We start from the raw sequence: 21,267 nt of genomic DNA, 5'->3' as shown, positions 1-21,267 counted from the left end.
TGGAAGATGGCAACCCGGCCAACCAGCGAGTTCCGTTCAGCCGGCCCTTGACCTCAACTGCGGTTGAGGCCCGATGCTGCGCGGCCCGTTCCAAGCCCAACCCGGAGAGACTTCATGCCGCGGATGATCACCGCCCTGCTCGACAGCCGCGTGCTGTGGTTCCTGGCCCGACTGCTGCTGGCCGTGGTGTTCCTGTCATCGGGTCTGGCCAAGCTGCTGGCGTGGGACAACAGCGTGGCCGAAATGCAGGCGGCCGGGCTGCAACCGCCTGTGCTGTTCAACCTCGCCAGCGCCGTGGTGCTGCTGGGTGGCTCACTGTGCCTGCTACTTGATCGCCTGCTCTGGCTGGGCAGCGGCGCGCTGGCGGTGTTCATGCTGCTGACCATCGCCATCGTGCATGCCTTCTGGACCAAGCACGGCGCGGAACAGCAGCTGGCCCTGTTCTTCGCACTGGAACACCTGAGCGTGATCGGTGGGCTGATCTGCGCGGCCATCGCCAGCCGCGCGCGGGCTCAGAAGAACTCGTCGAGCAGCCGGTAGAACGCCAACCGGCGCTCGTCCGCTACAGCGCCGTAGCGTTGGAACAACGGCGTGACCCAACGCGTATCACCGAAGTTGTGGACCAGGCTGCGCGCGGCCAGCGCCAGGTCCTGGTAACGGTCGGCCACGCCCAGCCGCCCACAGTCGATGAAACCGCTGAAACGCCCCTCGGCCACCATCAGATTCGGAAGGCAGGCATCGCCATGACTGACCACCAGATCTTCATGATCGGGACGATTGCTGCACAGTTGGGCGAAGACCTGCTGTGGACTCTGTCCCAGGCGTTCGTCATCGAAGTCATCGGCGTCCACGCGCCCCGCCTCGACCCGTGCCTGCGCGGCCGGCAGGCGCGAGGCCAGCCGCTGATCGAACGGACAGGCTGCTACCGGCAACGCATGCAGCCCGCGCAGCGCGTCGGCCAGTATCTCCACCCGTTGCTGCGGCGCGAGTTCCGGCGACGAAGCCAGATCGCGGCCAGGCAGCGCGCTCATCAGCAACCAGTGCCGGCCCGCTTCTTCGGCCGTGGCAATCACCGTTGGCGCCGGTTGTCCCTGTGCCTGGAGCCAGCGCAGGCGCGCGATCTCATCGCCCAGCTCACTGAAGGCATCGATCAGTTCCGACTTGAGGAAGGCGTCGGGTCTACCTGGCCGCAGCACGCGGGCAACGTCGGCCCGCGAAACACCCATCGACTGCCGCTCGATGCGCGCGTCGGCCAACGCTTTCTGCCACGCCAACGGCAGCGGCATGCCATCAGTGGTGGCGTTGTGCTCGTCCATGCCAGGAGATTCCTGTTGCCGGTGACCCTACGCATTCTCGCTCATCCTGGCGCACATCGCCCCCGGTGCGGGAGGCGATGTGCGAGCTGACCGGGCGGTCGGCGGCCACTGCGTCCCAGCGCCTGCAGCAGCGACGGCTGCTGCCACGGTACCGGTGCCAGTTCGACGACACGGCCTCGACCCTTACCGCCGAACGCGGCGGCCTGCGCGCGTTCGCCAAGTGGAGCACCGTTCTGGCAGCCGATCGTGGCTGCCGCAGTACAACGAGGAAGCAACATGAGATTGATGGTCATCGGCGCCAGCAAGGGCCTGGGGCGCGCGTTCGTGGAAGGCCTCTGTGCCATGGGTGACACTGTGATTGGTGTCTCGCGCAACCGCCCGTGCGGCATCGCCTGCGCTGACGGCGTCACCCTGCAATGGATCGAAGCAGACCTGTCCCGGCCGACCGTGGCTGCCGACCACATCGCAGCGCAGGCACCGACCGATATCGATGTGCTGATCCACAACCTGGGCATCTGGGAAGACAAGGCCTTCAGCGACGAGTACGCCTTCCTCGATGAAAGCGATGCTGCACTCACGAAGCTGGTCGACGTCAACATCACCGCGACCCTTTTACTGCTGCAACGCCTGCTGCCCCGCGTACTGGGCGCAGCGCGCCCGCAGCTGGTGCTGACCGGTTCGACCTCGGCCCTGCCTCGCAGTGGCCGCCCGGAAGTGGCGTTCGGCGCCTCGAAGTTCGCCCTCAACGGCATCGCCGATGCGCTGCGCGAAGGCTTCCGCGATCGCCGGCTGGCGGTGACCAGCCTGCAGTTGGGCTACCTCAACACCGACGACGCCTTGTCGGTGCCGGTGGCCGAGGCCGCAGCGCGCGGCGACGGTGAGCAGGTGCCGGTCCACGATGTCGTGGCCATGGTAAGCGCCCTGTTGCAGCTGTCATCCTCCGGCTTCGTGCGCGAACTGGTGCTGCCCGCCATCGCCGACCCGCGCTACTGACCTTGCCGGCCGCCGCAGAGCACGCTCAGTGGCCGCGCGCGCGGTCGTGGTTTACCCTGCTCGTCACTGGCCGTCGGTCACAGGCGGGAACCTGCTATGGATGCGCTTTCACGGGTCTCGACCCAGGTCCTGGACAGCGCCCTGCCCAGCCTGCCGCTGTATCTGCTGCAGGCCACGGCAGTGATCGGCATGATCGGCGTGCTGCTGATCGCCACCCGTCGCGCCGGGCATGCCATTGAAGGCCGCCGCCTGTATGTCGGCGTAGCGCTGGGCCTGATCTACCTGTTCAATTCCTGGTTCGTGGCCCGTTATCCCCAGGGTGTGGTCAAGCTGCACCTCGGCTTCGACATCCTGCTGGTCAGTGGCCTGCTGGGCGGCTGGCGCGGGGGCTTGGCCTGCCTGACCGCCGCCCTGCTGGCCCGCTACCAGTTCGTCGGTATCCCGTTCTTCCTGCCTGCCAGCCTTGAGGCCGTGTTGCAGATGGTGGCCGGCGTCTGGCTGCGCAGGCACCTGTACCCGCGCATGCTCAACGAGCTCTCGCCGCGCATGATCCTGCAGGCCTGGGGCGTGCGTATCGGGGTAACCGCTCTGGGTTTGGCGCTGGGTGTGGCGATCATTGGCGCCGATCAACTGCCGGTGGCCGAGCTGGCGATCCAGCGCGTGCTGGCACTGCCGGTCTCGCTGCTCGTGCTCGGCGCTGTGTTCGCGCTGGTCTACAACGATGCCCAGATCGATGCGCAACGCCAGCGCGAACAGGCCTGGCTCCGCATCGATCCGATCAGCGGGCTGCCCAACATGCGTGCGCTCGGTGAACGCCTACAACAGTACTGGCGGGATAACGACGGCACGGGCAAGGCCTGCCTGATCGTGGCCGAGATGGGCAACCTGCGCGATCTGCGCCTGCGCTACGGGCCGTTGCAGGACAACGGCCTGTGGCAGCGCGACAGCACCGAGGAGGTGCATCGGTTGCTGCCCTCGCTGTCGGCTGCGCAGCTGGAGATCTACCAGTTCGGTGATGCCGCGCTGGCGATCCTGGTGCGCGGCCTGACCTTGTCCACACTGCGGACGCAACCGCAGATCACCGAGCTGGCCAGCAATCTGGCCGATCGGGTCGGCCGCGATTGGCCGGGCTTCCGGCCACTGTTCCGCTGTGCAGTGGTTGAATTGAAGCCCCCCGCTGATGCCGACGAAGGACATCTTCCGTTCCGCGCCATAACCGTGGCACTGAGCGCGATCGAGTCGGGCGTGGTGTTCTTCGATGACCCGATCCAGCGCGACAGCGAGATCGACGCCCTGATCGAGGCTGCGCTCGAGCACTGGCTGCAGCAGGGCAATGCGCCGCTGTGCTACCAGCCCAAGCATCGTCTGCAGGACCGCCAACTGGTCGGCGCCGAAGCACTGCTGCGCATGCGCGACGGCGAAGGCCGGCCGATTGCCCCGATGCGGGTGATCTCGCTGCTGCGCCGGCAGGGGCGGCTGGCAGACCTGGAATGGGCCACGCTGCGGTCGGCGGTGCACTTCCTGCAGCACTGCCGGCGGGACGGCGCGGCGCTGACAATTGCAGTCAATGTTTCAGCCGAATCGCTGCGCCTGCCCGACTTCGGCCTGCGCCTGCAGGAGCTGCTTCAGCTGCATGACATCCCCGGTGCGATGCTGCGCCTGGAGATCGTCGAATGGACCGAAATCGTCGAGCGCGACGTGGTCGATGCCAACATCGCACAGCTGCTGGCAGCCGGGGTCACCCTGTCGCTGGATGATTTCGGCGCCGGCTATTCAACCCTGATCCTGCTTTCGCAGCTGGCCATCGCCGAGGTCAAGATCGAGCAGGCGCTGATCGCCACGCTGTCCGACGCCAAGTCGCAGTCGATCGTGCGCTTCATCGTCGAGGTCGCGCACCGCTGCGGCGCGATCGTGGTGGCCGAGGGTACCGAGACCCTGGCCCAGGAACAGAAGCTGCGCGCACTCGGGGTGGATGTCGGCCAGGGCTACCTGTACTCGGCGGCGCTGCCGGCCGACGAGTTCCGTCGCTTCGCAGCCAGCTAGACCGCGTAGAACCCCAGGAACATCGCCACCGCCGATTCGGCCACGCGCGCACGTTCCTGCGCGGTCAACGGTGGCTGCCCCATCGTGACCTGCGGCCAGAACGCGAAGCTCTTCACCAGCCCATGCAACTGGTGGCCGGCAAAGTCCGGATCCACCTCGCGCAGGCGGCCATCGGCAATTGCTGCGCGGATCCAGGCACTCTCGCCACTTTCCTTCTCGCCCATGCGGCAGACGATGGCCTGCGCGCGCTCCGGTGAATGGATGATCTCGGCCATCGCGACCCGCGCCAGATCGATGAAATTCCCATCGCTGAGCAGGTCCAGCTTCTGGCCCAGCAACTGCAGCAGCTGCGTCTGCAGCGGCTGGTCGGCGCGGTACGGCAGTGCGTCGCTGGCCACGCTGCGCTCCCACAGCTCCTCCAGGATCATCGAGAACAGTGCTTCCTTGCTCGGGAAATGGTTGTAGACGGTGCGCTTGGAGACCCCCGCCGCCTCGGCGATGCGGTCCATGCTGGTCGCCTCGTAGCCCGATGCACGGAACTCCTCCACCGCCGCGCGCACGATGGCGTCACGTTTGCGGTCGGTCAGGCGTTGCGGGGGACGGGACATGGCGGGAACCGGATAACTGAACGGATGCCTCCATTTTACACTCGACAGTGTACTTTTTAAAAAACACGAAACTACACTGTGCAGTGTACCCAGCGGACGTCACCCATGAAGCGCCTGCTCCTTGTCCTCCTGCTCGGAATCCTCGCCGTGACCACCTACACCTTCTGCAAGTCCTGGTCCCTTCCCGACTTCCCCGATTCGCCGCAGTACCGTGATGGCAAGTTCCGCAATGCCCTGCCCCGTCCGGCGATGGGCCTGCGCGACGGCGCGGAGATCTGGTGGACGTTCCTGTTCAACAAGCCCAAGGGCACCGTGCCCGCGCACCCGATTCCGGTGAAGCCGCTGGACCGCGCCACGCTGGACGCCGCACCGGATCGCAGCCTGTTCCGGCTGGGGCACTCCACGATCCTGCTGAAGCTGCGTGGCCAGTACTGGCTGACCGATCCGGTGTTCTCCGAGCGCGCCTCGCCGGTGCAGTGGATGGGGCCGGCACGCTTCCATGCACCGCCGATCAGCATCGACGCGCTGCCGCCGATCGCCGGTGTGATCCTCTCGCACAACCACTATGACCACCTGGACCATGCCGCGGTCATGCAGCTGGCCGGCAAGACCGCGCGCTTCATCGCACCGCTTGGCGTTGGCGACCAGCTGATCGCGTGGGGGTGGATGCGCGCAAGGTCGAGCAGCTGGACTGGTGGCAATCCACCGAAGCCAACGGCCTGCGCCTGACCGCGACCCCGGGCCAGCACTTCTCCGGCCGCGGGCTGGGTGACAGCGACCGCAGCCTGTGGGCTTCATGGGTGATCCAGGACGGTGACTTCCGCATTTTCTTCAGCGGCGACACCGGCTACTTCGACGGCTTCAAGGCCATCGGCGAGAAATACGGTCCGTTCGACCTGACCATGATCGAGACCGGCGCCTATGATCGACGCTGGGCATTCGTGCACATGCAGCCGGAACAGACCCTGCAGGCGCACCTGGACCTGCGCGGCAAGTGGCTGCTGCCGATCCACAACGGCACCTTCGACCTGGCCCTGCACGCATGGCAGCAGCCATTCGAACGCATCACCGCGCTGGCCGCTGCAAACAATGTTGCAGTGGCTACGCCGATGATGGGCGAAGCACTGGACATGCAGGCGCCGCAGGCAGGTACGCGCTGGTGGGAGACGGTGGAGCTGTAATGCGGTGGGCTACAATTCTGGCCGCCGCTACGTCTTCGGGTGAAGCCTGCGCCCTTCCCGGGCCAGATTGATCTGTAGCGCAGCGGCGGCGAGCTCGGTCATTTCCGTCGTGACTTTCCCGCTGCCGCGCGCTCGCAGCCAACCGAGAATGTCGACGAGATGCCAGATCGAGGTCGAGCCGTCATGCACGGGGGATGGAAACGACTGCGGGTTGGCCAGCATGAGCTTCCGCATGTTCTGGCGCGACATTCCGAGCAGGTCTGCGACGTCAGTGAGCCCAACCAGATCGGGGCTCACTTCAACCAGTTCGGCACCGGGCACGGCCCGCTGCACATCGTCCAGCGCCGAACGCAGGGCAGCCCCTGCGCTATCTGCTTCGCGGCAGAACGCCAAGGCCAGCCGTCCCGGCAGCCCAAGGCCCACAAGCGCGTCGTCACAGCCGCCTTCGGCCAGGCGCTGCTCGAGGACACCGATTTCAATACCTGTGTCCGGCAAGCGGTACTTCAGGGTGAAGTTGAATTCCATGATTGACCCCTTCGCTTCTGACGAAGCGAGATCTCATTGCTCACGACTGCAGTTCTCGACCACACGCCGCAAGGCCCTTGCATGATGGCTGCCGCTACGCGGTGTGCTCCAGATGCTGACGATGCAGAACTCCCCGCATCGGCAATCGGTGTCGTTGTAAGGGCAATACATCCGGCCCCACGCATGGCCGCCCGCCATACGGAGCCTCCACCCACGATCCTCCGCGAACTGCAACGCCGCTTCGATGTCCTTGTCTGGATGACGCGCTCGAGACATTCCTTGTTCTCCATAGTCTGCACACGGCTCACATTGGTTGTCAAATGACAACCACGCGGACGGACTTTCGACGTGCCCTAGCCAATCCGCGCTACACGTCCAGAGCCACATCCGTCAGCCCTCCCGTGATGGCAGCGCCAGCGTCCAGCGGCGCTGCAGTGCGTCATGTAACCGTTTACATCCCTTGCTAGCGTAGCGCTCGCCCGATTCCGGTCGAACCTGCGAGGCTGTCCGTAATGACATTGCGCGCCGAACGCTACAAGGTTTCCACACCGTTCTTCCCATTGCGCCCTGCCGCTGCCCTGCTGTTGGCCGCCCTGGCCTCCAGCGCACAGGCACAGACCCTTCCCCCGCGCAGCCAATGGCAGGCCAGCAGTTCCTCGCAGCAAGTGCCGGCGATGGCGATCAGCCACCTGATCGACGGCAACCCGAAGACCGTTACCGGCGGCGCGTTCAGTCCGGGCCACTGGTTCCAGATCGACCTGGGCGCGCCCACCCTGCTGGCCGGCGCACGCCTCACCTGGGACGTATCGAACCCGGAAGGCTATTCACTGCAGACCTCAATGGATGGCAGGCAGTGGCAGACCGCGTACACGATGGCCGATTCGCTGGGCGATGTGGAAACGCTGTACTTCGCGCCGCGCCAGGCGCGCTACCTGCGGCTGGCCAGCCCGCAGCGCACTTCCGATTGGGGCGTGTCGATCTTCGAGATGGAGCCGCTGGACAGCACGCTCAGCGCACGCATCAGCGGTATCGATGCAACGCAGGCAGCGGCGCTCTGGCAAGGCGGCGGCACCGTCGCGATGCCGGCCGGGGCAAATGGATCCCATACGTTCGAGATCACGCTGCCGCAGGCCCAATCAACGGCTGGCCTGGTGGTCGACTGGGCCGATGGCGCACGAGGCGCCGCCCGACTACAGGCGCAGGATGCACAGGGCCGTTGGCAGGACCTCGCACACGATGCACAGGCGGCCAGTCACCGGCAAAGCTGGCTGGCCGCCACTGCAGCACAGCCATTGCGTGCTTTCCGCCTGAGCGTGGACGGCGCTGCGCCACGGATCGCACGCCTGCGCCTGCTCGGTCCTAAAGCCGTGATGACGCCGATGAAGCAGTATCAGATCGTTGCCAGCGGCGCCCAGCGCGCGTTGTTCCCGGCCTCGCTGCAGATGCAGCAGACCTACTGGACGGCCGTGGGTGTGCATGCAGGACGACAGAAATCGATCTTCGACGAGTACGGCAACCTGGAAGCCTTCAAGGGCGCGCCACTGGTGCAGCCGATCTGGCGTAGCGCTGACGGGCGCGCCGCAGGTGCCGCCGGGCAGGCAATGCAGCATGCCCTGCGCGACGGCTGGAAGCCGATGCCCTCTGCCACCTGGTCACCGCAACCCGGCCTGCAGCTGCGCAGTGAAGTATTTGCCATCGAGCGCGATGGCCAGCCGGTGACCTTCCTGCGGCATCGGCTGCAGAACACGGGAAGCACCAAGATCGAAGGCACGCTCAGCCTGGTGGTGCGCCCGATGCAGATGAATCCACCGTGGCAGAACGGCGGGCTGTCCCCGATCCGCGAGGTCACCATCGACGGGCAAGCCCTGCGTATCAATGGCCGCACGCTGCTGCAGTCGCTCACGCCGGTGGCTGCGTCGGGTGCGGCGCCATTCGGCAAGGATGGCGCAACGGAGATCACCGCGACCCTCGCTGCCGGCCAGCTGCCTTCCACGCAACAGGTGCGTGATGATCAGGGGCTTGCCTCGGCTGCATTGAACTACCGCGTCTCGTTGGCGCCGGGAACCAGTGATGCCGTCGTGGTCGCGTTCCCGTTGGGCACCGCCGCCGCCGATGCCAATGGCGTGCTGCCCGAAGCGCCTGCGCTGGATCTGGCCACGCTGCCCCACGATGCCAGTGCGGCGTTTGATTCACTGGCCACGCAGGCGTCTGCGGACTGGCAGGCACGGCTGGGCCAGGTCGGCCTGCGCCTGCCCGATCCGTCGCTGGTGGACATGCTGCGCGCGCAGGCCGCCTACATGCTGATCAACCAGACCGGTCCAGCCATGCAGCCCGGCCCGCGCAACTACAACCGTTCCTTCATCCGCGACGGCATGGCCACCTCGGCGGTGCTGCTGCGCATGGGGGAAGCCCGCGTGGCGCGCGACTACCTGGCCTGGTACAGCGAGCACGGCGTGCATCCCAACGGCCTAGTCTCACCGATCCTCAACGACGATGGTAGCGTCAACACCGGCTTTGGATCAGACATCGAGTACGACAGTCAGGGCCAGTACGTCGCGCTGGTGGCAGATGTCGCGCGCTTGGACGGCGGCCCCGAGTCTGTGCGTGGCTATCTGCCGAAGGTGAAAGCGGCGCTGCGCTTCCTGCAGGAGCTGCGCGAGCGCACGCTGGTGCCCGGTTACAAGGCTGACCAGCCTTCGCCGGAACGGTTCGCAGGCATTCTTGCGCCGTCGATCAGCCATGAGGGCTACCCGTCGCCCACCCACAGCTATTGGGACGACTATTGGGGCCTGAAGGGCTGGCACGACGGTGCCTGGCTGGCCGAATCGCTGGGCGACCACGAGACCGCAGCCTGGGCGCGCGAACAATACAAGCTGCTCTACGACGCACTGCATGCCTCGATCCGGGCGACGATGGCGTGGAAGGGCATCGACTTCATTCCCTCCTCGGCCGACCTGGGCGATGGCGATCCCACCGGCGTTTCGATCGCACTGGACCCGACCGGCGCACAGAGCGTGTTGCCCGCCGACGCGCTGCGGACAACCTTTGCGCGCTATCTGGAGGACGTGCGCAAGCGCAGCCAGCCCGGTGCGCTGTACGCGTACACACCGTACGAGATCCGCAACGTGCTGAGTTACGTACACCTGGGCCAGCCGCAGGTCGCCGATGAGCTGCTGCAGGGGCTGCTGCATGACCGGCGCCCGCTTCAGTGGCAGGTGCTGGCCGAGGTCGTGCACTCACGCCTGCGCTTTCCTCGCTACCTGGGCGACATGCCGCACACCTGGATCGGTGCCGAATACGGCCGCACGCTGTTCGGCATGCTGATGCGCGAAGACGATGATGCGCTCTCACTGCTGCCGGGCACGCCCCCCTCGTGGGTGGCGGGCGATGGATTGGCGGTGGAACGCCTGCCCACCGCGTATGGCACGTTGCAGATGCAGGCACGGCAACGCGACGGCACGCTATCGATCACGCTGGGCAAGGGCCTGCGCAGTGGGACGGCGGTGAAGGTCTGGTGGCCGGCGCGGACGATGCCGAAGACCGTGCGTGTGGATGGGCGCGACGTTACCGCGTTCGATGCGGAGGGCGTGCGCCTGGCAAGACCATTCAGAACGCTGGAGGCGCGTTGGTAGAGCAGCCGAGCATGGCTCGGCTCTACGGAAAGCAGACTCCACCAGTAGATCCACGCGATGGGTGGATGCTCCTGCAGAGTCGAGCCATGCTCGACTCATCGCGCACCGCGCGAACTGCAGCCGAGCATGGCTCGGCTTTACAGAAGCAGCGGTAGCGCCGGGCCACGCCCGGTGTCATTGCAGCGTCGGCAACCCCGGCGGATTGGTCTGCGATTGCGGCACCGCCTCCTCGGCCACGTTCCAGCGCTTCAATGCCTGCGCATAGGTGCCGCTGCCGATCTGGGTGTTCAACGCCTGCGTCACCGCATCGGCCAGGCCGCTGCCCTTGCGCGTGGCCACCGAGATCGCCGCAGCGTTCGGCCAGCCACCGGGGAACAGGCCCACGCGCCGCACCTTGCCATCGCGTGCCGAGTAGGCGCCGGTGGCATTGGGCTCGAACGAGACATCGGCGCGGCCAGTGATCACCGCCAAGCGGCCGACCACGGCGTCATCGAAGTACTGGTACTCCACCGGTTTCAGGCCGGCCGCAATGTTCTGCCGGTCCCACTGCCGCAGGATCTGGTCCTGGTTGGTGCTGGCGCCCACCACGACCTTCAGCCCGGCCACATCAGCGGGTTTCTCGATCTTCTGGATGGGCCCATCGCTGCGCGTGTAGATGCCCAGAAGATCGTAGCGGTAGCTGGAGAAGTCGAACTTCTTCTTGCGCTCTTCGGTCACCGTCACGTTCGACAGCACCGCATCGTACTTGCCCGATTCCAGCCCCAGCGGCCAGTCCGCCCACGCGACCGGCACGATCACCAGCTTCAGGCCCAACGCATCGGCAATCAGCCGCGCGATGTCGGGCTCGATGCCGACCACGTCCTTGCTGTCCGCGCCGTAGTCGGCCAGCGGTAGCTGCCCCGGATGGGTCGCCACGGTGAATGCGCCCGGCGTGACGAAGCGGTAGCCCGCAGGAATCAGGGCCTGCGCCTTCGGGTCGAGCGTGCCCTTCAGCACGGCGGTGTTGGTACCGGCCAGGCTGGTCGCGGCCACAGTGGCAGCCTCCGGGGCCTGGCGCACGCGCGAGTAGACGATACCGGCAATGCCGATGACCAGCACCGCCACGATCAACAGGGTGCTGCGCGAGGGACGACGCGATGCTGCACGACTCATGGTGCTCCTTCCGGGGTTACAGGGTCTTGGCCAGGAAATCGGCCGTGCGTTGCTGGCGCGGCTGCTCGAACACTGCGTCGGGCGTGCCCTGCTCGATCACCCGGCCCTGGTCCATCATCACCACGTGGTCGGCCACGCGGCGGGCGAAGCTCAGCTCATGGGTGACGATCACCAGCGTGGTACCGGAACGGGCCAGTTCTTCGATCACGCTCAGCACCTCGGCCACCAGTTCCGGATCCAGCGCCGACGTGGGTTCGTCGAACAGCAGCACCTTCGGCTGCAGCGCCAGCGCGCGGGCAATCGCGATGCGCTGCTGCTGGCCACCGGACAGCTGGCGCGGGAAGGCATCGGCCCTGTCGGCCAGGCCGACCCGCTCCAGCAGCGTGCGCGCCTGTTGTTCGGCCTTCGCACGTGGCACGCCACGTACCGCGATCGGTGCCTCGATGATGTTCTCCAGCGCGGTCAGGTGCGGGAACAGATTGAAGCCCTGGAACACCATGGCCACCTCGGCACGCCGACGGCGGATCTCACGCTCGGGCAGTTCGTACAGGGTGTCACCGTCACGGCGGTAGCCGATCAACTGGCCGCCGACGGTCACGTAGCCGCTGTCGGCACGCTCCAGGTGGTTGATCAGCCGCAGCAGCGTGGACTTGCCGGCGCCCGATGGGCCGATCAGCACCGTCACGCTGCCGGCGCGCAGGTCCAGGTTCACATCCTCCAGCACCGGCTGGTCGCCAAACACCTTGCCTACGCCGTGCAGCGACACCGCCGCGCCCTCGCCGGCATCCACCTGCGCGGCGATGCGCGGGCGGTTGGCCACGCGCGGCGCAGCATCACTGGGTGTCCGCACCGGTGACGACACCTGCGACACCGAGCGCTCGCGCTGCAGCTGGCCGCGCGCGAAGCGTTGTTCCACGCGCCGCTGCAGCAGCGACAACACGGTCAGGATCACCAGGTACCAGACCGTGGCCACCATCAGCAGCGGCACCACTTCCAGGTTGCGCCGATAGATCACCTGCACGGTGTAGAACAGCTCCGGCAGCGCCAGCACGTAGACCACCGAGGTGCTCTTGGCCAGGCCGATCACATCGTTGAACGCCGCCGGCAGGATCGAACGCATCGCCTGCGGCAGGATGATGCGGCGCACCTGGCGGCCACGCGGCAGGCCGAGCGCGGCCGCGGCCTCGTACTGGCCGTGGTCGACCGAGAGGATGCCACCGCGGATCACCTCGGCCGAGAACGCTGCCTGGTTCAGGGTCAGGCCCAGCACCGCGGCGGTGAACACGCCGATCAGCTGCGTGGTCGGGTACGAGAACAGGCTGATGCCGGTGAACGGCACGCCCAGCTCGATGGTGCTGTATAGATAGCCCAGGTTGTTCAGCAGCAGCAACAGCACCAGCAGCGGGATCGAGCGGAACAGCCACACATAGCCCCACGACACCGCCGACAGCAGCGGCGAACCGGAGACGCGTGCCAGCGCGAGCAGCGTACCCAGCGCGAAACCGAGGCCGGTGCCAAGCGCGGTCAGCAGCAGCGTGCGACCCAGGCCTTCCAGCACCGGGCGTGCGAAGAACCACTCGGCGAAGGTGCCCCAACCCCAGCGCGGATTGCCCAGCACGGACTGCAGCCCGATCAGGATCAGCGCCAGTGCCAGCACCGTGCCGAAGACCTGCAGCGGATGCCGGGCCGGCACGATCTTCAGTGCCTGTCCGGGCGCCGGACGAGCGGCGATGCCCTCCAGCGCGGTCGACGGTGTGCTCATGCGTGGGCTCCGTGCAGCAGTGCCTGTGCAGGGGTAACGACAGGCGTCGTCGCCCGCAGGTGCTTCTCGAAGGGCAGGTGCGCGACGGTTTCCGGATCTGCATCCAGATCGAACAGCGCGGTGTAGCCATGGCTGAGGTACAGGCCGACAGCTTCGGGCTGGCGGAAGCCGGTGGTCAGGAACACACGCCGATAGCCTTGGCGTGCCGCCTGTTCTTCCAGTTCCTGCAGCACGCGCCGCGCGATGCCCTGGCGTCGCAACCCCGGCAGCGTCCAGATGCGCTTGAATTCGGCGGTGTCTGGATCGCGGTGCGGCATGAAGGCGCCGCCAGAGATCGCCACACCGTCGCGCAGCAACAGTACGAAGGCCCCTACCGGCGCCGCGAAGGCCTGCGCCGGATAGCGCTGCAGCTCCTCGCGGGCGCTGCCACCGATGCGTCGGCGCACGTCGGCGTAACGGCGGTCGTACTCCTGTTCCAGGCCAGCGAACAGCGGCCGCGCCAGCGGGTCATCGACCGAGGTATAGAGGAAGCGTTCGTTGTTGCTCATGCCACGTCCTTCACCAGGTAGTCTTCGGCCAGCCGCGCCCACAGGCTGGCAGCGGGTGCAATGGCGGCGTCGTTGAACACATAGCGCGGGCTGTGCAACGGTGGACTGTCGCCGTTGCCGACGAACACGAAGCTGCCGGGCCGCGCCTGCAGCAGGAAGGCAAAGTCCTCGCTGGCGGTGCGCGGTGCGAAGCCGGGCACCACCTGTTCGGCGCCGAAGCACTGCACCGCCACCTTGCGGACATAGGCCGTCTGTTGCGGGTGGTTGATCACGCTGGGGAAGCCGCGCGGGAATTCAATCTCGGCGCGCGCGCCGAACGCGGCGGCGGTCTGCTCGGCAAGTTCCGTGACCCGGTGTCGCAGCGTGTCGCGCACCTCGGGCAGGTAGGCGCGCACGGTCAGCTTCAGCTCGACCACGTCCGGAATCACATTGGCAGCCTGCCCACCGTGGATTGAGCCGACGGTGACCACGCCCATCTGCCGCGGATCGACATTGCGCGACACCACGCTCTGCAGCGCGGTGACGATGTGCGCTGCCGCCAGGATCGGATCGACGCTGCCCTGTGGCTCGGCACCGTGGCCGCCCTTGCCGATCACCTTCAGCCGCGCCCAGTCCACCGACGCCATCGCCGGGCCATCGACGAAGCCGAAGTGGCCGACTGGTACGCCGGGCCAGTTGTGCAGCCCATAGATCGCATCCACCGGGAAGCGCTCGAACAGGCCGTCGGCAAGCATCTTCGATGCACCCGAACCGGTTTCTTCCGCAGGCTGGAACACCAGCTGCAGGGTGCCGTCGATATTGCCGTGATGGGCCAGATAGTGCGCAGCGGACAGCAGGATCGCGGTATGCCCATCGTGGCCGCAGGCATGCATCAGGCCCTCGGTCTGGCTGGCGTAGGCCAGGCCGGAGTCCTCGCGGATCGGCAGCGCATCGATGTCGGCACGCAGGCCCAGGCGACGGCTTCCCTGCCCGCGCTGCAGCGTGCCGACTACGCCGGTGCCACCGAGGCCGGTGGTCACCTCATAGCCCCATTGCTGCAGCAGCTCGGCCACGCGGGCACTGGTGCGGTGCTCCTCGAAGGCCAGCTCCGGGTGCTGGTGCAGGTCATGGCGGATCGCGATGGCGGCCTCGGCGCGTGCTGCAATTTCCGGCAGCACGCCGATGGACGCGGGATTCCGCCGGGCGTGGCCCGGTGCTGCCGCAGTTTCTCCGCTCATCGCCCTACCCCACCTTCCGCGCCGGTTCGGCGTCGGTCGAATAGCGGCTGGCCTTGTACGGCAGACCCAGATGCTCGCGCAGGGTCTGTCCTTCCAGCCCGCGCTGGTGGTAGCCGCGCGCCTGCAGGATCGGCAGCACCTGGGTCACGAAATCGTCCAGGCCCTCGCGCTGCGCGGCGAAGCCGAGAATGAAGCCATCGCTGGCACCGGCATCGAACCAGCGGATCAGCTCATCGGCCACGTGCTCCGGTGTGCCGATGAAGTTCGGCCGTGGGCTCACTGCTTCCAGTGCCACCTGGCGCAGGCTCAGCCCCTTTTCCCGCGCATCCTGCTTGATGCGATCGGTGGTGGAACGGAACGAGTTGCTGCCAATGTCACCCAACTCCGGGAAGGGCGCGTCCGGATCGTACTGGCTGAAATCATGGTGATCGAAGAAGCGCCCCAGGTACGCCAGCGCATCCTCAAGCGTGGCCAGTGCGGCAATCGCCTGGTACTTGGCTTCGGCCTCTTCGGCCGTGCGGCCGACGATGGGGCCGATGCCCGGGAAGATTTTCACATCGTTGGCGCTGCGGCCATGCGCGATCGCCGAGTTCTTCACCTTCTGGGTGAACGCGCGGGTTTCTTCCAGCGACGGCGAATGAGTGAACACCGCGTCGGCATACTTGCCGGCCAGCGCGATGCCGTCGTCGGACGAACCGGCCTGGAAGATCACCGGCTGGCCCTGTGGCGAACGCTGGATGTTGAGCGGCCCTTCCACCTGGAAGAAGCGGCCCTTGTGGTCGAGGCGGCGGAACTTTTCCGGCGCGAAGAATGTACCGCTGTCGCGCTCGCGCACGAAGGCGTCGTCGTCCCACGAATCCCACAGCCCCTGCACGACGTCCAGGTACTCAGCGGCGATCTGGTAGCGCAGCGCATGTTCCGGGTGTGGCCGGCCATAGTTGCGGCCCGAACCCTCCAACGGCGAGGTCACCACGTTCCAGCCGGCGCGGCCGCCGCTGAGCAGATCCAGCGAGGCGAACTGGCGGGCCACGGTGAACGGGTCGCTGTAGGAGGTCGACAGCGTGCCGGCCAGGCCGATCTTCTTCGTTGCCGTGGCCAGTGCCGACAGCAGCGAGATCGGCTCGAAGCGGTTGAGGAAGTGCGGGATCGACTTCTCGTTGATGTACAGGCCGTCGGCCACGAAGCCGAAGGCGATGCCGTTGTCCTCGGCGGTGCGCGCGATGTCGATGTAGAACTGCAGGTTGACGCTGGCATCAGCCGGATTGGACGGATGCTTCCAGGCATGCATGTGGCTGCCGGGGCCCTGCAGCATGATGCCGAACGGAATGTGGCGCGCGGTCGTGCTCATTGGGGATCGCTCCTGCAGGTCAGGCCACCGCCGCGCGCGGCGCGGGCGACAGCAGTTCGAGGGATGTCAGGCGTGCGTCGAGGTCGGCCACCGGCGCGTCGAGGATGAACTCACCCACGCCGAAGCGTCGGTGCAGCGCATCCAGTTCGCCGCGTACCTGTTGCGCATCGCCGGACAGCACGCTTGGCCGTGTTTCCTCGATGCGGAAGTCCGCCACACCTACCTGGCGTGCATACTCGGCAGCTGCCTCGGGGCTGGGCAGGTTCACTGTCTGCCCCGGGCCAAGATGCAGCTTGTAGACGCGCAGCGCACCGATATGGCGTGCGGCTGCTTCGGCAGTCGGCGCGGCGAAGGCCACCGTGGCCAGCAACGGCGGTTGCGTGGAGACACCGCGGTAGGCGTCGAACGCGGCCTCGATGTGTTTCGGGTCGCCATCAAAGTGCGCGGCATACACGAAGCGCCAGCCGAGCTCGGCCGCCTGCTGCGCACTCTGCGGGCTGGCACCGAGCAGGAAGCGCTCCGGCGCCTGCTGTGGAATCGGGCGCGCCAGCGCCTCGGTTGCGGCACCGGACAGATAGCCCTCCAGGTCGCGCAGCTGCTGGTCGAAATCGGCGAATGCCGGGCGTCCCGCCGCCAGCGCGGCGGTCGATGCTGGCAGGCCACCGGGCGCCTTGCCCACGCCCAGATCCACGCGCCCCGGTGCCAACGCCGCCAGCAGGTTGAAGCTCTCGGCCACCTTGTACGGCGCATAGTGGCGCAGCATCACTCCGCCACTGCCGATGCGGATGCGACGGGTCTGCGCCAGCACCCAGGCGGCCAGCACTTCCGGCGCCGGGCTGGCAAGCGCCGGCGCGGCATGATGCTCGGCAAACCAGTACCGGTGATAGCCCAGCTGCTCGGCACGCTGCGCCAACTGCAGGCTGTTGCGCAGCGCCTGCTCTGGCGAGGCGCCTTCGGCCACCGGGCTCTTGTCCAAGACGCTGATCAGATAGCTCAAGGTCGTGTCCTCGCTCAGGGGTGGGCCACGGGAATGCCAAGCAATCCGTTCAGCGCAGCCAGGATCGGCTCGGCACCGGAGATGTACTGGCGGTCCTGATGCGCGCCACTGGCCAGCTCGCTGCGCACGCCCTGCGGCAGCACCAGCTTGGGCAACGACTGGTCCTGCTCGCCGATCTCGGCGATCACCTCGCGGCGTGGCCGCGCGAAACCAATGCGACGTACGTCCAGCTGCGCGTCGAGGCCGTCGATGCTCGACAGCGCCCCTTCCAGCAGCAGGCTGTGCCGGCAGAAGAAGCGCTGGCCAGGAATCTGGCCATCCTCGAACTCGCGGTCGAGCAGGAACAGGATGGGTTTGCTTGCTGCGTCCAACGCCACGGGAGTGTCCTCATCAGGGCCGGCAATGCGATGCCGCTTCGATTTCGATGCTAGGGATGCCGGTGCTTGCGGTGGCGGTGCCAGGCGACAATCGGCGGTCAGATCCGGCCACGCAGATGCGCCTTGGCCATATGCAAAGCGCCGCCGGTTATGGCATCAGGCGATGCGTCGCAGTGGCGCCGCTACCGCCAGCGCCTGCGTAGCCAGATGCCCGGCCGCACGCTCGGTCGCCAGCGCGATGCGGGCCTGCAACGCTGCACTGTTGAGGTGCTCGCCATCAAAGTCGGCCGGCGTGGCATACACCCCGATCGGCAGCGTGTGCGCCTGCAGGAAGCTGAACAACGGCCGCAACTGGTGGTCGATCACCAGTGCATGGCGCTCGCTGCCACCGGTCGCCGCCAGCAGCACCGGTGTATCCACCAGCGCCTCCAGCCCGATGAAGTCGACCAGGTGCTTGAACAGCCCCGGATACGACCCCCGATACACCGGCGCGGCCACCACCAGCAGCTCGGCCGCCTCGATCGTCTGCAGCGCCTGCTCCACCGCAGGCTCCGCCTCATCGCGCGACAACGACTGCCCCAGCGAGCGCGCGATCGGCGCCAGCTCCACCACCTCCACGCTGGCGTGCACCCGCTGCTGCAGCGACGCCAACAGGTGCCGCACCAGTAGCAACGTACGCGACGTCGCCGAACTGGTCGGCGACCCCACCACTGCAACCACCCTAAATGCAGAAGACATGAACTGCTCCTCGATGATGCCGAACTACCGCCGGCCGCCTTTCGCCTTGTGTAGAGCCGAGCCATGCTCGGCTGCTTTCGCCTTTGTGGAGTCGAGCCATGCTCGACTGCTCCAGATCAGAACCGGTAATTGATCCGCCCGTACCAGAACGTCCCGATCCGGCTCAGCACATCGCCCGAATCCCACGTCGTCTCGATGCTGGCCACATCGGTAGCACTGCGCGCGTACTCCGGCACCCTGCGCGTGCGCTTGTCAAACACGTTGTTGACGCCCAGCGCCGCGCTCCAGCCCGCACCCAGCTCCACCGCACCTGAAAGGTTGGTCACCAGCACCGGCGGCTGCCTGTATTCCACGCCGTTGTTCAGGCGCTTGATCGGGCCGTAGTAGGTGAAGTCGACATTCGAGCGCCAGCGCCCGTTCTGCCAGCCCAAGCCCGCCACCTGGGTGTAGCTGGGCGTGCGGAAGCGCAGTGCGTACTCGCTGGATTTGGTCAGCAGGTTGATATTGGGCAGCCCCTGCAGCGCCGCCGGAATATCACTGACCTTCCGGATCGTGGTGCGGCCGACGTTGGCCGCATAGCTCCAGCGCAGCTTGCCCCACGCCGTTTCCTGGTTCGCTTCCAGGGTCAGCTCGACACCGCGTGTGCGGGTATTGCCCACATTGGTGAAGTAGCTGGCGTAGAACGCATCACCCGGCAGGATGCTGATGCCGGCCGACCCCAGCAGCGCATCGATGGTGTTCTTCTGCGCTGCGCTCAGCACCGTGCCGCTGTTGTCGGTGATGCGCGCCGGATCCTGTGCGTTGTAGCCGATCTGGCTGGACTGCCCGAGCTGGCCACGGATATCGATCTGGTACGCATCCACGGCCAGGTGGAAGGCCGGGCTCGGATCCCAGGTCACGCCGAGGCTGTAGTTGGTGGCCTTCTCAGGCTTCAGCGGTGTGGCACCCAGTGCGACCGCCGCCGGCGAAGACACCTGCGCCACCAGCGTGGTACCGCACGGGCAGCTGCCGGTGGCCTGGTAGAACTGCGCGCCCAGGCTGGGCGCATGGAAGCCGTTGCTGACCGTAGCGCGCACACCCAGCGCATCGGTGAAATCGAAGCGGGTGGTCAGGCGGCCGGTCGAGACACTGCCGAAGTCGGAATGGTCCTCCCAGCGCGCGGCCGCATCCAGATACCAGCGTGAGGTGATGTTGGCGGCCGCACCCACGTACACCGCCTTGCTGTTGCGGGTGGCCTTCACCGCGTCCGCAGTGGAATAGCCGACGAACGCTGCAGCACCAAAGCCGGTGTAGGACTCCCACTGCCCCGCCCCGCGCTCGTACTGTTCATGCTGGTACTCGGCACCTGCGCTCACTTCCAGCGGCGAAGCGAATGCCGCCACCTCGAAGCCACGGCGCAGGTCCAGGTTGGCGATGCCCTGCTGGTAGTCCAGCTTGCCGTCATAGAAGTCGGTGGGCGAACCGGGGTACGGCAGCGAGTAGTTCACCGAGTTGCGGGTATAGGTGCGTACCGTGCTGCGGTTGCCGGTCAGGCTGGCGTCGTAATCCCAGCCCGCGATCTGGCCTTTGACACCTGCGGTGCCGGTGTACTGCTTCTCCTTGGTTTCCAGCACCGGCAGGAAGCCATCGGGAAACACGCTCAGCACACCCGGCGCCTTGTAGGTGGTGAAGATGGTCGCCGGCAGGCGGAAATTCTGGATCGCCTGCGCGGTTCGATCACTGGCGGTGGCATTGGCGTAGAACTGGGCGCTCTCGCCCAGGCCATGGCCCACGTTCACCGCAAACGCCTTCAGCGCATACGATGGCGAACTGAGGATGGTGTTGGCCTCGGCATCGCGGTTGGCCTCGGCCGGGTTCGGCGATGCGCCGGCCGGCAACCGGTTGTTCGGTCGCAGCGCGACCAGATTGCCGTTGGCATCTACCGCCGGATAGCTCAGATAGCCATCGATGTAGCGGCGGGTACGGATCGCGTGGTGCTGCCGCGTGGTTTCGCCCGACAGGTTGACGAAGCCATCGGCGCCCCACGGCAGGCCCACGTTGGCACGCACGCTGGTGCGCGCGCCATCGCCATCAATGCTCTGCCCGCTTTCCACGGAAAGCTCGCCACCGTGTGCCTGCGATTTCAGGATCACGTTGACCACGCCGGTGATCGCGTCCGAACCATAGATGGCCGACGCGCCATCGCGCAGCACTTCCACATGGTCGATCGCCGAGACTGGAATCAACGCCAGGTCAGCCCAGGCATGGCCGGGGAAACCGCCGCCGTTGGCACCGCTCACATAGGCACTGGCATTGCGGCGCTTGCCGTTCACCAGCACCAGCGTGTAACCCGGCGAGAGATTGCGCAGCTGGTAGCCACGGATCAGGCTCTCCTGGTCGCTCTGGTAGCCACCGATCTGGCTCAGCGACGGCAGGCTGCGCTGCAACGCTTCCAGCAGGTTGGCCTGGCCGGTCGCAGCAAGGTCCTCTGCGGAAATCACATCGATCGGGGTGGAACTGTTCTTCACCGTGCGCGTGCTGGTGCGCGACCCGGTAACGACCACCGCATCCAGCGTGGACGCTGCCACGTTGGCCGTTGCAGCGGTGGCAGCAGGATCCGCATCGGCGTCAGCCGCATGGCCAGGCGATGCGGCCAGAACGCTGGCGATCAGGACGGCGAGAGTGTTCAGCACAGGGGCGTGGGCAGCAGGCATGGGGGCTCGTGGGGGTGGGCCGGAAACACGCTTCCATTCAAGGGCCTGTTCACCCACCGCGACAGGCGCGATCGCGTCACCCAGCCGTAACATCCGGCCACCCACATGACCGCTGGTAATGACGTTAGGTGGCCGCA

General features: G+C 66.7%; 16 protein-coding genes and 1 pseudogene. 5 read left to right on the top strand and 12 right to left on the bottom strand.

Annotated elements, in window-relative coordinates:
• Nucleotides 1-114 precede the first annotated feature (114 nt).
• A complete protein-coding gene (locus ACS0OT_RS08765) occupies nucleotides 115-540 on the top strand; it encodes a DoxX family protein (protein ID WP_005416291.1) in 426 nt (141 codons plus the stop codon).
• Here the strand turns inward: ACS0OT_RS08765 and ACS0OT_RS08760 are convergent.
• Complete coding sequence (locus tag ACS0OT_RS08760) at nucleotides 513-1,316, bottom strand: APH(3')-II family aminoglycoside O-phosphotransferase (RefSeq protein ID WP_329844085.1); 804 nt, start codon at nucleotides 1,314-1,316, stop codon at nucleotides 513-515. The genes ACS0OT_RS08765 and ACS0OT_RS08760 overlap by 28 nt on opposite strands.
• A gap of 276 nt (nucleotides 1,317-1,592) precedes the next feature.
• Between ACS0OT_RS08760 and ACS0OT_RS08755 the strand changes: the two genes are divergently transcribed.
• A complete protein-coding gene (locus ACS0OT_RS08755) occupies nucleotides 1,593-2,309 on the top strand; it encodes an SDR family NAD(P)-dependent oxidoreductase (protein WP_065185125.1) in 717 nt (238 codons plus the stop codon).
• 96 nt (nucleotides 2,310-2,405) lie between these two features.
• Nucleotides 2,406-4,352 carry an EAL domain-containing protein gene (locus ACS0OT_RS08750; RefSeq protein WP_442256261.1) on the top strand — a complete coding sequence of 649 codons (1,947 nt, stop codon included), beginning with the start codon at nucleotides 2,406-2,408 and terminating at the stop codon, nucleotides 4,350-4,352.
• Here ACS0OT_RS08750 and ACS0OT_RS08745 read toward each other — a convergent pair.
• Entirely contained in the window at nucleotides 4,349-4,960 is a 612-nt protein-coding gene (locus ACS0OT_RS08745) for a TetR/AcrR family transcriptional regulator (RefSeq protein WP_005416287.1), read from the bottom strand. The genes ACS0OT_RS08750 and ACS0OT_RS08745 overlap by 4 nt on opposite strands.
• A gap of 105 nt (nucleotides 4,961-5,065) precedes the next feature.
• On the opposite strand from ACS0OT_RS08745, the pseudogene ACS0OT_RS08740 reads away from it, so the two are divergent.
• Nucleotides 5,066-6,141 (top strand): annotated as a pseudogene (locus ACS0OT_RS08740) (MBL fold metallo-hydrolase).
• 27 nt (nucleotides 6,142-6,168) lie between these two features.
• Here ACS0OT_RS08740 and ACS0OT_RS08735 read toward each other — a convergent pair.
• Nucleotides 6,169-6,666 carry a helix-turn-helix transcriptional regulator gene (locus tag ACS0OT_RS08735; protein ID WP_005416285.1) on the bottom strand — a complete coding sequence of 166 codons (498 nt, stop codon included), beginning with the start codon at nucleotides 6,664-6,666 and terminating at the stop codon, nucleotides 6,169-6,171.
• Between the two features lie 512 nt (nucleotides 6,667-7,178).
• On the opposite strand from ACS0OT_RS08735, the gene ACS0OT_RS08730 reads away from it, so the two are divergent.
• Nucleotides 7,179-10,298: a discoidin domain-containing protein gene (locus ACS0OT_RS08730; protein WP_065177495.1), complete on the top strand. Its 3,120-nt coding sequence runs from the start codon at nucleotides 7,179-7,181 to the stop codon at nucleotides 10,296-10,298.
• Nucleotides 10,299-10,472: 174 nt separating this feature from the next.
• Here the strand turns inward: ACS0OT_RS08730 and ACS0OT_RS08725 are convergent, their stop codons facing one another.
• From ACS0OT_RS08725 to ACS0OT_RS08685, 9 genes are all read right to left on the bottom strand, one after another.
• Nucleotides 10,473-11,450, bottom strand: coding sequence for an ABC transporter substrate-binding protein (locus ACS0OT_RS08725; RefSeq protein ID WP_442256258.1), 978 nt, complete (start codon nucleotides 11,448-11,450; stop codon nucleotides 10,473-10,475).
• A gap of 16 nt (nucleotides 11,451-11,466) precedes the next feature.
• Nucleotides 11,467-13,212 (bottom strand): amino acid ABC transporter permease/ATP-binding protein, encoded by a 1,746-nt coding sequence (locus tag ACS0OT_RS08720; RefSeq protein WP_315973889.1) that lies wholly within the window; start codon nucleotides 13,210-13,212, stop codon nucleotides 11,467-11,469.
• Nucleotides 13,209-13,760, bottom strand: a complete 552-nt coding sequence (locus ACS0OT_RS08715) for a GNAT family N-acetyltransferase (RefSeq protein WP_065177493.1) — start codon at nucleotides 13,758-13,760, stop codon at nucleotides 13,209-13,211. Before ACS0OT_RS08715 ends, ACS0OT_RS08720 begins: the two co-directional genes overlap by 4 nt.
• Nucleotides 13,757-14,977 carry a M20 aminoacylase family protein gene (locus ACS0OT_RS08710; protein WP_442256255.1) on the bottom strand — a complete coding sequence of 407 codons (1,221 nt, stop codon included), beginning with the start codon at nucleotides 14,975-14,977 and terminating at the stop codon, nucleotides 13,757-13,759. Before ACS0OT_RS08710 ends, ACS0OT_RS08715 begins: the two co-directional genes overlap by 4 nt.
• 4 nt (nucleotides 14,978-14,981) lie before the next feature.
• Complete coding sequence (locus ACS0OT_RS08705) at nucleotides 14,982-16,325, bottom strand: LLM class flavin-dependent oxidoreductase (protein ID WP_442256253.1); 1,344 nt, start codon at nucleotides 16,323-16,325, stop codon at nucleotides 14,982-14,984.
• A 19-nt stretch (nucleotides 16,326-16,344) separates the two neighbouring features.
• Entirely contained in the window at nucleotides 16,345-17,322 is a 978-nt protein-coding gene (locus ACS0OT_RS08700) for an MsnO8 family LLM class oxidoreductase (RefSeq protein WP_005416278.1), read from the bottom strand.
• Nucleotides 17,323-17,336: 14 nt separating this feature from the next.
• Nucleotides 17,337-17,699, bottom strand: a complete 363-nt coding sequence (locus ACS0OT_RS08695; protein ID WP_065197036.1) for a DUF3088 family protein — start codon at nucleotides 17,697-17,699, stop codon at nucleotides 17,337-17,339.
• Between the two features lie 156 nt (nucleotides 17,700-17,855).
• A complete protein-coding gene (gene msuE, locus ACS0OT_RS08690; protein ID WP_065177488.1) occupies nucleotides 17,856-18,437 on the bottom strand; it encodes an FMN reductase in 582 nt (193 codons plus the stop codon).
• 116 nt (nucleotides 18,438-18,553) lie between these two features.
• Nucleotides 18,554-21,130 (bottom strand): TonB-dependent receptor plug domain-containing protein, encoded by a 2,577-nt coding sequence (locus ACS0OT_RS08685; RefSeq protein WP_329953450.1) that lies wholly within the window; start codon nucleotides 21,128-21,130, stop codon nucleotides 18,554-18,556.
• Nucleotides 21,131-21,267 lie beyond the last annotated feature (137 nt).

Origin of the sequence: Stenotrophomonas maltophilia group sp. RY12688 (genome assembly GCF_052149045.1) — a bacterium.
Taxonomy (GTDB): domain Bacteria; phylum Pseudomonadota; class Gammaproteobacteria; order Xanthomonadales; family Xanthomonadaceae; genus Stenotrophomonas; species Stenotrophomonas sepilia.
Note: the sequence above shows the minus strand (reverse complement) of the source record. Positions and strands in the feature narration are given on the sequence as shown.